This is a genomic window from Kitasatospora sp. NPDC091207 (genome assembly GCF_044768625.1).
Lineage (GTDB): Bacteria > Actinomycetota > Actinomycetes > Streptomycetales > Streptomycetaceae > Kitasatospora.
Map to the genome: position 1 here is coordinate 32,297 of NZ_JBIVVS010000007.1, position 11,825 is coordinate 44,121.

Consider the following 11,825-nt stretch of genomic DNA (forward strand, 5'->3'; position numbering starts at 1 on the left):
ACGGCAGTCACCCCCCACCCCTGGCAGCCAGCCGACCCTGTTTATGCTCACGCCCATGGCACTGGAATGGGAACAGATCATCGTCGACTCCTCCGACCCCATCGCCCTCGGGCGCTGGTGGGTCGAGGCTCTCGGCTGGGTAGTGGTCGACGAATCCGAGGAGATCATCGAGATCCGGCCTGAGCCGGACCAGATGCCGGGGCTGCTCTTCGTGCCTGTTCCCGAGAGCAAGACGTCGAAGAACCGGCTCCACCTCGACTTCCGCCCCGACGACCAGGGGGCCGAGGTCGCCCGGCTGCTCTCCCTCGGTGCCCGGCGCGCCGACACCGTGCAGGACGAGCAGCACTGGGTGACCCTCCTCGACCCGGAGGGCAACGAATTCTGTGTCCTGGGTGAGCGGAAGGGCTGAGCGGGGCCGGGCAGCCGTTCGGGCGGAGGCGCCGGACGGTTTCGCCCATCCGCGGCTGCCCCAGCCGCTGTTCGCCGACCCGGCTACACCACTCCACGGGACGCCATCAGCTCTGCGTTCCGGATTGAGTGAGAACGTCGCAGGGAGGAGTTCGGGGATCTCGCGGTGATGGAGTGGAGCTGATGAATGCGTCGGCCCCTCGCTCGGGCGAGCGAGGGGCCGACGTTGGGTCAGGTGGTGAGGTGGTCGAACTCGCCGGCCTTGACGCCCTGGAGGAACGTGGCGAACTTGGTCGGGGTGGTGCGGAGGATGACGTCACCGGTGTCGGACTCGCGGAGTTCGACCAGACCGTCTATGGATCGCACTTCGATACATTCGTTGGTTGCAGCGGAGTGACTGGACTTCTGCCACTTGGTGTCACGCACCCTGGGCCTCCAAAGATTTCATAACCGACGAGTCGGACAATCGCGGTGGCTCTTCGCTCGGTGAGCGAAGAGCCACCGAGCTGATAAGTCAGGCGCTCAGGAAGCCATGGCGGTCGAATTTACCGGCCTTGACGCCTTGGAGGAACGTGGCGAACTTGGTGGGTGTGGTGCGGACGATGACGTCGCCGTCGTCGGACTCCCGGAGTTCGACCAGCCCGTCGACAGTGCGTACCTCGACGCATGCATTGCTTGAGCCGGAGTAGCTGGACTTCTGCCATACAGGGCTACCCATGTTTGCTCTCTATCTCTTTCAGGACGGACCGGATGAAGGCTCGCGAGTCTTCCTCCGAGAGAGCTGCGGACGCCATGCGAGCGAGGATCTCCCGATAACTTGCCAGTTGGGCGGGAGCATCGAAGAGCGGACATCCGAAGCTGAAGTCAATTTGCACAGTGTCCAGTTCAGGTACTGGACCGTCGATGTAGGTGAAGTTTTCACTGGGGCCGGGCAGGGACTCGATATCGAACGGTACAACTCGAACTGAGATTCCGGCGCCCTCGGAGTCCCGGATCAGGGCGCCGAGCTGCTCGGCAAGAACCTTCGGTCCGCTGAACTGCATGCGTAGCGCGGCTTCGTGGACGAATGCCGTGTAGGGCGTAGCGCCCGATCGGACGATGTGCTGCCTCGCGAGGCGGAAGGCCATTCTGAGCTCGACGTCAGAACGTGGCAGCGGCGGGATCGCACGAGCGAACACCGAGGCTGCGTAAGCAGGTGATTGGAGAAGCCCGGGAATGAAGGTAATCGTGTAGGTGGAGATCCGCTCGGCATGGCCCTCGATCTCGGCCACGTCAAGCAGGTCGGCGGTCAAGCTGGGGCGGTACTCATCCCACCAGCTCTTCCCTCGTTCCCCGATCATGTCGGCGAGTGCGTCGATCAGGGGCTGATTGGCGCACATGCAGGCCGCCGCGATCGCACGCAGGCGCTCCACGCTGACGCCAGTCTTCCCGTTCTCCATCTGGGTCACCTGGGCAGGGGTCACGCCGAGCGTCCGGGCGAGGTGGCTACCTCCGAAGCCGGCTTGCTCTCGCATCCTTCGCAGTTCGGCGCCGATGCGGCGCTGACGAAGGGTTGGGTTGGGGCGATTCGCCATGGCGTCCTCTCTGCCGGTGCTCAGGTCAGTGTGCCGCGCTGCTCACGAAGGGGTCCATTTTGGGGCTGTGCTGGCTCGCATGGGTTGCATCCCCCTAGCGAGGGAACCTTGCCTCATCGGGCTTAAATTTCTGGCGGTCTGCGCTATCGTCGTTCTCAGATCGATCCGATGGGTCGTCAGTAACGCCTGTTTCCAGGGCAGTAGGCGCCTGCTGCCCTCGCACCGCAGAGCAGCCATGCGTGGCATTCCGGTCCCGTTCTGGCTTGGCTCACGGCGACGACTCCTTCGCTGGTCGACGAACCCACCACACTCCTCTTCTCGGAGGTCCCTCATGTGTGCCTTCACGCTGCCCGAAGACCCCTCCCCGTTGCCGCCCGACTGGTCCGCCGCCCGTGAGGAGCTGCGGGACGCCCTCGCTCTCGCCGCGTGGCCGGACGACCTGATCGCCGACGCCGAACTCGCCCTGTGCGAGCTGTACGTCAACGCCTGGCGCCACGGCGCCACCCCCGCCCCCACCGTGGTGGTCGTCCTCCTCCCGAACCGCACCCTGCGCGTCTCGGTCGCGGACGACAGCCCCGTCCTGCCCGAGCCCCGCACCTCCACCGACCCCTACGAGCTGTCCGGCCGGGGTCTGCACCTGGTCCGCTGCCTCACCCACCGCTTCGGCGCCGACCCCCGCAAGAACGGCAAGCGGGTCTGGTTCGAGCTGGACGCCGCCGCGTGACCATGAACCGCACCCCGATCGCGCCCGACGACCCCCGCATGCGCGACTACACCCCCGCCCAGATCACCGTCCTCCTGCGCGAACTCCACACCCGGGGCGCCAGGTTCGGCATCCAGTGGGGCTCCGCCACCACCCACCACAGCACCGTCGACGGCCGGATCCTCGTCGACTTCGGCAACGCCCCCACCGCCACCCTCCTCAACCTCCTCCACCTGCTCCGCGACACCGAGAGGAACGAACCGTGGGAGTCCTGATCCCCCTCACCCCCGACGCCATCCACACCGAACGCACCACCGTCGCCTACCTCAGCGTCGAGCACGCCCCCGACGCCGCCGTCCAGCTCCGCCTCGCCGTCGACCTCGACCTCCACACCGGCCCCGGCGAACAGCTCGCCCTCCCCCTCACCCACGACCAGGCCCACGAACTCCTGAACGGCCTCGCCGCCCACCTCGGCCACCGCGTCCTGGGCATCCGCCGATGAGAACCGGCACCGCCAACTTCCTGATCGGCGCCGCCCTCCTCACCCTCCTCGCGCTCGCCCTCACCACCGTCGCCCTCGGCGTCGTCACCGCCCTCAAGGTCAACGACGACCCCCACACCCAGGCGCCGAAGCCCATCACCCGCCACGGCCGCTGGGAACTGCGCCAACTCCCCGACGGCACCACCGAATACGCCTGGATCGCCCGCCAGGCCGGCCACTACGGCCCCGAGATCCGGGAACGACCGACCCACCCCGGCCGCCACCGCATACCCACCTGAGCGGACACCGCAGAGGCCCCCGCCCACCCCGGGCAGGGGCCTCGCCGCATCCACCAGGGTGGGCTCAGTCCTCCGGGAAGTAGAAGTCCTGCGTCTGCCGCCGGTACGGCTGCGGGACGGTGGCCAGCCGCTGCGCCGGCCAGAGGTCCGAGCGCTCGTTCAGGCTCAGCTCGCCGCCCTGCCGGACCAGCCAGACGTCCTCGTAGTCGAGGTGCAGCACGGCATCCCCGGGCACCTGCCCGAGCAGGCCGAGCGTCAGCCGGACGGTGTCGTCCTGCTGGCCGGAGATGTCGGTCATCTTGTCGAGGCGGAACGCCACCGAGACGGTCGAGCCGAACGGGCGGCCGCCGATCAGCGGGTCCCCCCAGGGGATCGCCTTGGTCGCGACCACCTTGACCCAGGTGCCGCGGATGGTGACGGCGCCGTCGCCGGTCAGCGTGCCGGCGTTCTCCTCGGCGCCGAACAGGCTCTGCGGGCGGGCGATTTCGTCGAGCTTGTCGGCGACCTCGGACGCGGTGAGCGGGGTCGCCAGGTCGAGGCTGTAGGCAATGGCCATGCTGGGTGTCTCTCTCGCTGTGTCTACGGGTAGCTGTGTCTACGGGTAGAAGTGGACGACGTTGCCGGACGAGTCGATGACCTTGATCTCCTTGAGGCCCTCGATCGGCCAGTCCTGCAACTGCTTGCGCATCGCGGCCGCGTCGACCCCGCTGTCGGAGAGGTTCAGCACGATGCGGTCCGCCTGGCCCGAGTCCACCTTCTTCTGGATGCCGGTGGAGATGGAGCGCGGGTTCGAGGCGGTCGGCGCGTAGCAGTCGAACACCTCGCCCTCGATCCGGTAGTCGGGGTTCTTGGTCGTCCCGGTGACGTTCGGGTTCTGCTCGACCTTGTAGCCGTTGCGCGCCATGATCTCGGCGGACTCGTTCTCCCGCTGGAACGCGCGGACGGTCGTCGCGTCGGCGTTCTTCGGGATGGTGGTGGTGTGCCCCTCCGGGGTGGCGGCCGGGTCGACGCCCTTGGACGGCTGGGTGTGCAGCTCGCTCGACGCGCTGCCGCCCCCGCCGCCCTCGCCCTCCATGTGGACCCGGCTGTCGCCCATGGCGTCCTTGGCGATGTCGCCCGCGCCGATGCCGGCCATCCCGATCCCGGTGGCGATGACGCCGGCCGAGAGCACGTTGACCGGCACGCCGACGACCGCGCCGACGCCGGTGAGGTCCAGGCCGACGCCGAGCACCTCACCGCCCGCGCCGACCGTGGCGAGGGCGAGCCCGCCCGCGACCTCCAGGGCGGCGCCCGGGTTGTGCAGCATGGCGTTGCCGACCGAGGCGAGGTCCTCCACGACGACCTGGCCGACGTCCAGCAGGAAGTCCCCGGCGCCCGAGAAGAAGTCGCCGACGTCGTCCCAGAAGCCGGGCTCCTCGGGGGCCTTGTCGCGCGCGGCGGCCACGGTGGTCGCCGCGGTGTCACCGGCGGACTTGAGCTGGCCGCGGGCGTTGTTCAGCGTCGCCTTCGCGCCGTTGCGGGTGCTCTCGCCCGGGTCGGTGAACGGCAGCTCGTGGCCGGCGTTCTTCTCCGCGTCCTGGTGGTCGCTCCTGGCCTTGCCGCTGGCGCTCTGGCCCGCGTCCCACTGCCGGATCGCCTCGGCCGCCTGCCCCTGTGCCCAGGTCAGCGTCGACTGGTAGGCGGTGAGCGCGGTGGCGGCGTTGTGGAAGCAGTCACCGGCCTCCAGCCACTTGCCCGGCTCGCCCTCGAAGGCGGACCGGAAGGCGTCGCCGGCCTTGCCCGACCACCCCTCGACGGTGTCGATCTTCTTCAGGCCCTCGCCGGTCGAGTGCAGGGTGTCCCCGTAGCTCTTGAGCCAGGCACAGGTCGAGGAGATCGACTCCGGGTCGCCGGGTACGAGTTCCTTCGGGTCGGAGGTGCTGCCCAGTTCCTTCGCCACTACTTCGCCCCCGGGTCCTCGCCGCTGTCGCGGCTCAGGGTTCCGTTCAGATGGCCGATGACGTGGCCGTCGACCTCGCGGTAGGCCTTCACGCTGGCGTTCAGCCGCGCCGTGACGGACTGGGCGTCCTTGGCCAGGTTCTCCACGCCCAGCTCCCAGCGGGTGCAGAACTTCTCGACGACGTCGGCCAGGTGGCCGTGCCCGAAGTCCTCCTTCTTCGGGTCCAGGTCGCTGACCTTCTTGAACTGCAGCTTCGCCAGGGTGTTGGTGATCCCCGAGGCCGCGTCGTCCAAGGCACCCAGATCGACCTTGAATCCGTCCGCCATGAGTCCCTCCCCCGTGTGTTCCGAGCGGGCGCCGTACGGACGCCCGGGATAGGTGACGCGGGCCCGGATGGTCCGGTTCCGGGCCGTTGTGGTGATCATTGTCCGGTTCGGTGAAGAGCGCCGGCCGCCCGCCCCCGCCGCGCCGCGGCGGCCCGGGTCAGGCGCCCAGGAAGCGTTGAAGCTCCGCGAGGACGAAGTTGGCCCCCGTGTACCCGATGCCCTGGAACCAGAGCTGGTCGTCCACCTCGAAGGCGCGGTGCGCGCGGACGGCGCCGAGGCCCTGCCAGGCCGGGGAGGCCAGGACGGCCCGGGTGCCGGCCCGGTCCGGGTCCCCGTAGGTGGCGTACAGCAGCAGGTCGCCGTCGGCCCTGGCGATCTGGTCCGCCGGGATCTCGACGTCGAACTGGTCGACGTTCTGCGCGTCCGGCCGGCCGAGCTGGACGTCGGCGAGCACCGTGCCGAGGAAGTTCTGCCTGGCGTACAGCCGGATGCCGCCGCCCTCGACGAACCGGACCAGGCTGATCCGGCGCCCGGACGCCTTGGCGTTGGACAGTGCCTGCACGACCTGGGAGACGTGCCGCTGGTAGGAGCCGGCGAAGGCCGCCGCCGCGTCCTGGCGGCTCAGCGCCTGCGCGTGCAGCTGGACGTCGGCCTTCCAGGGGTAGCCGGTGGTCTGGGTCAGCACGGTCGGGGCGATCTCGCGCAACTGGTCGTAGCGGCCGCCGTCACGGGTCTGGTTGGAGAGGATCAGATCGGGCCGCAGGGCGCGGACCGCGGCGAGGTCCGGGTCGCCGATGGCGCCGACCCGGGTGATCCCGGCGAGCCGGGAGGTGGGCCAGTAGTCGGGGAAGCCGGAGTCCAGCGGCGCCAGGGCCGCGCCGACGGGGGTGATGCCGAGGGTCAGCGCGGAGTCGAGCTCGGCGGTGTCCAGGGTGACGACGCGCATCGGCGCGCCCGGCACGGTGACCGGGCCGGTCGCGGTGGTGACGGTGACGTCGGGTACCGGGGTCGGGCTCGGCGTGACGGTCACAGCGGCGTTGTCGAGCGGCAGGGTGCTGCGCCGGGTGCTGCACCCGGTGAGGGCGGCGGCACCGAGCCCCGCGAGCAGGGTGCGGCGGGTGATCGGGTGCATCGGCGGTCCTCGGCGGTCCTCGGGCGGGGTGGACAGGGAACGGGCGCGCCCGCGGTGGCCGCGGGCGCGTCGATTATGTCCGAAATGCCCGCTAGGCGTCCGCCTTCACCGCCCACGGCGCGCCCGGCACGACCAGCGGGGTGCCGGTCACCGGGTCCGGGACGACCACCGAGTGCAGGCCGAACACCTCACGCACCAGCTCCGCCGTCACCACCTCACCGGGCGGTCCCTGCGCGACGATCCGCCCGTCGCGCATCGCCACCAGGTGATCGGCGTACCGGGCGGCCTGGTTGAGGTCGTGCAGCACGGCGACCACCGTCCGCCCGCGCTCGACGTTGAGCCGCCGGACCAGGTCCAGTACCTCGACCTGGTGCGCGATGTCCAGGAACGTCGTCGGCTCGTCCAGCAGCAGGATGTCGGTGCCCTGCGCGAGCGCCATCGCGATCCAGGCCCGCTGGCGCTGGCCGCCGGACAGCTCGTCCACGCTGCGTTCCGCCAGCTCCGCGGTGGACGTGCGCTCCAGGGCCTCCGCCACCGCCTGTTCGTCCTGCGCCGACCACTGCTGCCACCAGCTCTGGTGCGGCTGGCGGCCGCGCGCGACCAGGTCGGCCACCGAGATCCCCTCGGGGGCGGTGGGGGACTGCGGGAGCAGCCCGATCCGCTGGGCGATCAGCTTGGTGGGGACGCGCGCCAGCTCGGCGCCGTCCAGCAGCACCGCGCCCCGGGTGGGCTTGAGCAGCCGGCCGAGCGCGCGCAGCAGCGTCGACTTGCCGCAGGCGTTCGGCCCGACGATCACCGTCACCCGCCCGTCCGGGACGGTCAGGTCCAGCCCCTCCACGACCGTGCGCGCCTCGTAGGCGAGGGTCAGGCCCTGGGCCTCAAGACGGTGGGCCGGCATCGGGCGGGCGGACATCAGGAACCTCCACGGCGGGATCGGACGAGCAGCCACATCAGGTACGGCGCGCCGACCAGGCCGGTCACCACGCCGACCGGCAGCTCGGTGGGCGAGAGCAGCCGCCGGGCCAGCAGGTCGGCCAGGACGACCACCAGCGCGCCGGTCAGCGCCGAGCAGAGCAGCGGGATCTGTGCCGAGCGGGCCAGCCGCACGGCGATCTGCGGGGCCATCAGCGCGACGAAGTCCACCGGTCCGGCCGCGCCGGCCGCGCAGGAGGCCAGCACGATGCCGAGCAGGCCCATGCCGAGCCTGATCCGGTCCAGCCGCAGGCCGAGCCCGACGGCGGTGGCGTCGTCGAAGGAGATCGAGCGCTGCGCCCGCGCCGCCCAGAGCGCCACCGGCACGGCGGCCAGCAGCACCAGGGCGAGCCAGCCGGCCTGGTCGTAGCCGGAGCCGTTGAGGCTGCCGGTCATCCAGACCTTCGCCGCCTGCGCCTGGAAGCCGTCGCCCTTGGTGAGGAAGACCGAGGTGAGCGAGGAGAGCGCGACGCTGATGCCGATGCCGACCAGCACGAAGCGCTGGGCGTGCAGACCGCGCCGCCAGGCCAGCGCGTACACCAGCAGCCCGGCCACCAGGCCGCCGGCCACCGCCGCGTAGGGCACCTGCCCGGTCGAGCCGACCACCCCGTACGCCATCAGGCCGACCACGGTGGCGGTCGCGCCCCAGGAGACACCGACCACGTCGGGGCTGGCCAGCGGGTTGCGGGCGACGGTCTGGATCAGCGCGCCGGCCAGGCCGAGGGCGGTGCCGACCAGCAGCCCGACCACCACCCGGGGCAGCCGGAACTCGCCGACCACCAGCTCGTGCGCGCTGGGCCGCCCCAGCAGCACCTTCACCACCTCGGCGGGGGAGACGGTGGACTCGCCGAGGCAGAGCGAGGCCACGACGGTGACGGCCAGTGCCAGCAGCAGGCCGAGCGCCGCGACGGCCGAGCGGCGGTGCAGCAGGAAGGAGGCCCGCCCGGCGCGCAGCACGGTGTAGCCCCGCAGGGAGACGGCGGACGCGCTCACGAGGCCACCACCTTGCGCCGCCGGACCAGGGCGACCAGCACCGGCACCCCGACCAGGGCGGTCATCACCCCGGCGGGTACCTCGGAGGGCGGGAAGAGCACCCGGCCGAGCGCGTCGGCGAGAAGCAGCAGCGCCGGGCCGAGCACGGCGGAGAAGGTGAGCACCCAGCGGTGGTCCGCACCGGCCACCGCGCGGGCGGCGTGCGGGACGGCGAGGCCGACGAAGGCGATCGGGCCGGCCGCGGCGACCGCCGAACCGGTCAGCACGGTCGCGCCGAGCGCGCCGACCGCCCGCACCAGGCCGGTCCTGGCGCCGAGCCCCTTCGCGGTGTCGTCGCCGAGCGCCAGCGCGTCCAGCCCGCGCGCCACCGCGAACACCAGCACCGTGCCGACCAGCAGGAACGGCAGCAGCTGCCAGGCCACATCGGCGGTGCGCCCGGAGAGCGACCCGACGTGCCAGAACCGGAACTGGTCCATGGCGGCCGCGTCGGTGGTGAGCACCATGGTGTTGAGCGAGGCGATGAACGCGGACATCGCCGAGCCGGCCAGCGCCAGTTTGATCGGGGTCGCCCCGCCCCGGCCGCGGCCGGCCAGCCCGTACACCAGCACGGTGGCGATCACGGCCCCGGCGAAGCCGAACCAGACGTACCCGGTGAGGGTGGAGACACCGAACGCCGAGATCGCCAGCACCACGCCGGCCGCCGCGCCCTGGCTGACGCCGAGGATGCCCGGGTCGGCGATCGGGTTGCGGGTGATGCCCTGCATCACGGCGCCGGCCAGGCCGAGCGCCGCGCCGACCGCGAGGCCGACCACCGTCCGCGGCACCCGCAGCTCGCGGATCACCACGGCGTTGGTGGTGTCCCCGCCGTGCAGCAGGGCGTCCAGGGTCTGCCCGAACGGGATGGTGCGGCTGCCGACCGCGAGGCTCAGCAGGACGGCGGCGGCCAGCAGGAGCAGAGCGGCGGCGAGCCACAGTATTCGGCGGCGCAGCAGCGGCCGCCTGCCTGGCGAGGCCGCGGACCGGGGAGCGGTCGTCGGCGCGGTGGTGTCGGTCATGGCTCTCTCTCGCAGATAGCTCAGGCAAACCTAAGTTCCCCGGAGAAGCCGGAGCAAATCGTTGCGAAAACGCCGGCGGGCCGTGAGCCCCGGCTGCCCCGACGGCGGGGCCGGGCCGCTCCGGCGGACCCGGCTGCCCCGACGGCGGGGTTGGATAGCCTGACGGTATGCCTGCGACTTCGGATGTCCCGCTCACCGTCGGCTTCGACCTCGACATGACCCTGCTGGACACCCGGCCCGGTATCCGGGCCACCTACCTGGAGCTCTCGGCCGAGACCGGCGTGTACATCGACGCGGACCTCGTGGTCACCCGGCTCGGGCCGCCGCTCCTGGACGAGATACGCAACTGGTTCCCCGCCGAGCGGGTGGCGGTGGCCGTCGACCGCTACCGCGAGCTGTACCGGGACCACGCCTTCGCCCCCACCGTCGCGCTGCCCGGCGCGCACGCCGCCGTCGACGCGGTGCGCGCGCACGGCGGCCGGGTCGTGGTGATCACCGGCAAGTACGAGCCGAACGCCCGGCTGCACCTGGAGCACGCCGGGATGCACGCGGACGCGCTGGTGGGTGACCTCTGGGCGGAGACCAAGGGCGTCGCGCTGCGCGAGCACGGCGCGACGGTGTACGTCGGCGACCACCTCGGCGACATCGTGGGCGCCAAGCACGCGGACGCCCTCGCGGTGGGCGTGGCCACCGGCCCGTACGGGGCCGGGGAGCTGCTGGCGGCGGGCGCGGACGTGGTGCTGGCCGACCTCACCGGCTTCCCGGACTGGCTGGCCGGGCACCTCGCCGGGCGCCCGGTCGGCTAGCCGCGCCCCGGGGCCCGCCCCCGCTCCCCGCGCGGGGGCGGTGGCGCCGGGGCGGTCAGGCCTCGGCGTGCACCCGGCGGCGCTGGGCGCGGGCGGAGAGCAGCAGGCCGGTCAGGGCGAGCAGGAAGCCCAGCGGCATCAACATGCTCAGCCAGTACGCGGCCGTCGGCAGCGGCGTCAGGTGCAGGAACAGCGGGACGAAGGTGATCAGCGTGGCGAGCGCGCCGCAGCCGAAGACGATCGTCCCGGCCTTGACGTAGGCGTCGCCGCGGTCGGCGCTCTTGCTGCTCACGGGGGTGCTCCTCTGCGGTCGGTCGGCCGTCCCAGTCTGGCAGAGACCGCCGGTCGCGGCGGTGGCGGACAGCTTCGCGGACGACTGGTCCGGTCACGTTGCGCAGTTTCCCGGAAGCTGGGAGTTTTGATCCCTGCTGGGCGGGGGTATGCACGCTGTGCCGAGGGGTGCGACAGGTGCGCCCCGTCTCCTCAGACCGGGGGTGTGAGCCAGTGGAAACCGCGAAGTCGCGCCCCGGCCATGCCGATACCGGGTCGCCGGTGGTCACCAGAGCCCGGTACGGATCGTCCGCGGATCGCGGATGAGGCAGTGACGGACCGTTAGTCTGCTTCCTACAGCGTGCTGACCATGAGCGCCCCACGGGCGCGGAGCCGAGGTCGGCCCGCCCTCCCACCCAGTGATCCCCGGCCAGGGCCGGGATCCCTCACACCCACATCGAGGACTGTTCGAGATGCCCACCGGCCAGGTCAAGTGGTTCAACGAGACGAAGGGCTTCGGCTTCCTTTCGCGCGACGACGGCGGTGACGTCTTCGTCCACACCAAGGCGCTGCCCGCCGGTGTCACCGTGCTGAAGCCCGGCCAGCGGGTCGAGTTCGGCGTGGTCGCGGGCCACCGCGGCGACCAGGCGATGGCCGTGCAGCTGCTGGACGCGCTGCCGTCGGTCGCCGCCGCCACGCGCAAGACCCCGGACGACATGGCGGCGCTCGTACAGGACTTGATCACCATGATGGACGCGGTGCTGCCCGGGCTCCAGCACGGTCGCTACCCGGCCAAGCCGACCGGTCAGAAGCTGGCCGGCGTGCTGCGCGCGGTGGCGGACCAGTTCGACGTGTAGCCGGGCTCCG

At 71.5% G+C, this 11,825-nt stretch carries 18 protein-coding genes; 7 read left to right on the top strand and 11 right to left on the bottom strand.

From position 1 onward, the window contains the following. Window positions 1-55 precede the first annotated feature (55 nt). The gene (locus ACIQTO_RS14705; RefSeq protein WP_402387857.1) at window positions 56-409 is read left to right on the top strand and encodes a VOC family protein; all 354 of its coding nucleotides are present in this window, start codon (window positions 56-58) and stop codon (window positions 407-409) included. A gap of 230 nt (window positions 410-639) precedes the next feature. Here the strand turns inward: ACIQTO_RS14705 and ACIQTO_RS14710 are convergent, their stop codons facing one another. The 3 genes from ACIQTO_RS14710 to ACIQTO_RS14720 all read right to left on the bottom strand — a co-directional run bounded on the left by ACIQTO_RS14710 (window position 640) and on the right by ACIQTO_RS14720 (window position 1,982). Beyond that, window positions 640-834 (bottom strand): DUF397 domain-containing protein, encoded by a 195-nt coding sequence (locus tag ACIQTO_RS14710; RefSeq protein WP_402387860.1) that lies wholly within the window; start codon window positions 832-834, stop codon window positions 640-642. An 88-nt stretch (window positions 835-922) separates the two neighbouring features. After that, the gene (locus tag ACIQTO_RS14715) at window positions 923-1,126 is read right to left on the bottom strand and encodes a DUF397 domain-containing protein (protein ID WP_402387863.1); all 204 of its coding nucleotides are present in this window, start codon (window positions 1,124-1,126) and stop codon (window positions 923-925) included. After that, window positions 1,119-1,982 carry a helix-turn-helix domain-containing protein gene (locus ACIQTO_RS14720; protein ID WP_402387866.1) on the bottom strand — a complete coding sequence of 288 codons (864 nt, stop codon included), beginning with the start codon at window positions 1,980-1,982 and terminating at the stop codon, window positions 1,119-1,121. Before ACIQTO_RS14720 ends, ACIQTO_RS14715 begins: the two co-directional genes overlap by 8 nt. A gap of 331 nt (window positions 1,983-2,313) precedes the next feature. Between ACIQTO_RS14720 and ACIQTO_RS14725 the strand changes: the two genes are divergently transcribed. The 4 genes from ACIQTO_RS14725 to ACIQTO_RS14740 are packed head-to-tail and all read left to right on the top strand — an operon-like array spanning window position 2,314 to window position 3,465. Next, window positions 2,314-2,706, top strand: a complete 393-nt coding sequence (locus ACIQTO_RS14725; RefSeq protein WP_402380701.1) for an ATP-binding protein — start codon at window positions 2,314-2,316, stop codon at window positions 2,704-2,706. Beyond that, window positions 2,703-2,960 carry a hypothetical protein gene (locus tag ACIQTO_RS14730; protein WP_402387869.1) on the top strand — a complete coding sequence of 86 codons (258 nt, stop codon included), beginning with the start codon at window positions 2,703-2,705 and terminating at the stop codon, window positions 2,958-2,960. The genes ACIQTO_RS14725 and ACIQTO_RS14730 overlap by 4 nt, the downstream gene beginning before the upstream one ends. Further along, window positions 2,948-3,187 (top strand): hypothetical protein, encoded by a 240-nt coding sequence (locus tag ACIQTO_RS14735; RefSeq protein WP_402387872.1) that lies wholly within the window; start codon window positions 2,948-2,950, stop codon window positions 3,185-3,187. The genes ACIQTO_RS14730 and ACIQTO_RS14735 overlap by 13 nt, the downstream gene beginning before the upstream one ends. Beyond that, window positions 3,184-3,465 carry a hypothetical protein gene (locus ACIQTO_RS14740; RefSeq protein WP_402388165.1) on the top strand — a complete coding sequence of 94 codons (282 nt, stop codon included), beginning with the start codon at window positions 3,184-3,186 and terminating at the stop codon, window positions 3,463-3,465. The genes ACIQTO_RS14735 and ACIQTO_RS14740 overlap by 4 nt, the downstream gene beginning before the upstream one ends. Window positions 3,466-3,529: 64 nt before the next feature. Here ACIQTO_RS14740 and ACIQTO_RS14745 read toward each other — a convergent pair whose 3' ends face one another. From ACIQTO_RS14745 to ACIQTO_RS14775, 7 genes are all read right to left on the bottom strand, one after another. Then, window positions 3,530-4,021, bottom strand: a complete 492-nt coding sequence (locus tag ACIQTO_RS14745; RefSeq protein ID WP_402387875.1) for a SitI3 family protein — start codon at window positions 4,019-4,021, stop codon at window positions 3,530-3,532. A gap of 39 nt (window positions 4,022-4,060) precedes the next feature. After that, entirely contained in the window at window positions 4,061-5,404 is a 1,344-nt protein-coding gene (locus ACIQTO_RS14750) for a putative T7SS-secreted protein (protein WP_402387878.1), read from the bottom strand. Continuing rightward, window positions 5,404-5,730: a hypothetical protein gene (locus tag ACIQTO_RS14755; RefSeq protein ID WP_402387881.1), complete on the bottom strand. Its 327-nt coding sequence runs from the start codon at window positions 5,728-5,730 to the stop codon at window positions 5,404-5,406. The genes ACIQTO_RS14750 and ACIQTO_RS14755 overlap by 1 nt, the downstream gene beginning before the upstream one ends. Before the next feature lie 157 nt (window positions 5,731-5,887). Beyond that, a complete protein-coding gene (locus ACIQTO_RS14760; RefSeq protein WP_402387884.1) occupies window positions 5,888-6,862 on the bottom strand; it encodes an ABC transporter substrate-binding protein in 975 nt (324 codons plus the stop codon). A gap of 91 nt (window positions 6,863-6,953) precedes the next feature. Further along, window positions 6,954-7,775, bottom strand: a complete 822-nt coding sequence (locus tag ACIQTO_RS14765; protein ID WP_402387887.1) for an ABC transporter ATP-binding protein — start codon at window positions 7,773-7,775, stop codon at window positions 6,954-6,956. After that, window positions 7,775-8,827 (bottom strand): FecCD family ABC transporter permease, encoded by a 1,053-nt coding sequence (locus tag ACIQTO_RS14770; RefSeq protein WP_402387890.1) that lies wholly within the window; start codon window positions 8,825-8,827, stop codon window positions 7,775-7,777. Before ACIQTO_RS14770 ends, ACIQTO_RS14765 begins: the two co-directional genes overlap by 1 nt. Next, window positions 8,824-9,882, bottom strand: a complete 1,059-nt coding sequence (locus ACIQTO_RS14775; protein ID WP_402387893.1) for a FecCD family ABC transporter permease — start codon at window positions 9,880-9,882, stop codon at window positions 8,824-8,826. Before ACIQTO_RS14775 ends, ACIQTO_RS14770 begins: the two co-directional genes overlap by 4 nt. 167 nt (window positions 9,883-10,049) lie before the next feature. Between ACIQTO_RS14775 and ACIQTO_RS14780 the strand changes: the two genes are divergently transcribed. Beyond that, window positions 10,050-10,688 carry an HAD family hydrolase gene (locus ACIQTO_RS14780; RefSeq protein WP_402387896.1) on the top strand — a complete coding sequence of 213 codons (639 nt, stop codon included), beginning with the start codon at window positions 10,050-10,052 and terminating at the stop codon, window positions 10,686-10,688. Between the two features lie 55 nt (window positions 10,689-10,743). Here the strand turns inward: ACIQTO_RS14780 and ACIQTO_RS14785 are convergent, their stop codons facing one another. Beyond that, a complete protein-coding gene (locus ACIQTO_RS14785) occupies window positions 10,744-10,980 on the bottom strand; it encodes a hypothetical protein (protein ID WP_402387899.1) in 237 nt (78 codons plus the stop codon). 451 nt (window positions 10,981-11,431) lie between these two features. Here ACIQTO_RS14785 and ACIQTO_RS14790 point away from each other — a divergent pair, with 451 nt between their 5' ends. Then, window positions 11,432-11,815 (top strand): cold-shock protein, encoded by a 384-nt coding sequence (locus ACIQTO_RS14790; protein ID WP_380576119.1) that lies wholly within the window; start codon window positions 11,432-11,434, stop codon window positions 11,813-11,815. Window positions 11,816-11,825: the final 10 nt, after the last annotated feature.

Excerpts from the sequence above, each read along its gene's own strand:
- ACIQTO_RS14790 (WP_380576119.1), top strand. The coding sequence starts at position 11,432 with ATGCCCACCGGCCAGGTCAAGTGGTTCAACGAGACGAAGGGCTTCGGC.
- ACIQTO_RS14755 (WP_402387881.1), bottom strand. The coding sequence starts at position 5,730 with ATGGCGGACGGATTCAAGGTCGATCTGGGTGCCTTGGACGACGCGGCC.
- ACIQTO_RS14760 (WP_402387884.1), bottom strand. The coding sequence starts at position 6,862 with ATGCACCCGATCACCCGCCGCACCCTGCTCGCGGGGCTCGGTGCCGCC.
- ACIQTO_RS14720 (WP_402387866.1), bottom strand. The coding sequence starts at position 1,982 with ATGGCGAATCGCCCCAACCCAACCCTTCGTCAGCGCCGCATCGGCGCC.
- ACIQTO_RS14780 (WP_402387896.1), top strand. The coding sequence starts at position 10,050 with ATGCCTGCGACTTCGGATGTCCCGCTCACCGTCGGCTTCGACCTCGAC.
- ACIQTO_RS14725 (WP_402380701.1), top strand. The coding sequence starts at position 2,314 with ATGTGTGCCTTCACGCTGCCCGAAGACCCCTCCCCGTTGCCGCCCGAC.
- ACIQTO_RS14705 (WP_402387857.1), top strand. The coding sequence starts at position 56 with ATGGCACTGGAATGGGAACAGATCATCGTCGACTCCTCCGACCCCATC.
- ACIQTO_RS14775 (WP_402387893.1), bottom strand. The coding sequence starts at position 9,882 with ATGACCGACACCACCGCGCCGACGACCGCTCCCCGGTCCGCGGCCTCG.
- ACIQTO_RS14765 (WP_402387887.1), bottom strand. The coding sequence starts at position 7,775 with ATGTCCGCCCGCCCGATGCCGGCCCACCGTCTTGAGGCCCAGGGCCTG.
- ACIQTO_RS14715 (WP_402387863.1), bottom strand. The coding sequence starts at position 1,126 with ATGGGTAGCCCTGTATGGCAGAAGTCCAGCTACTCCGGCTCAAGCAAT.
- ACIQTO_RS14745 (WP_402387875.1), bottom strand. The coding sequence starts at position 4,021 with ATGGCCATTGCCTACAGCCTCGACCTGGCGACCCCGCTCACCGCGTCC.
- ACIQTO_RS14740 (WP_402388165.1), top strand. The coding sequence starts at position 3,184 with ATGAGAACCGGCACCGCCAACTTCCTGATCGGCGCCGCCCTCCTCACC.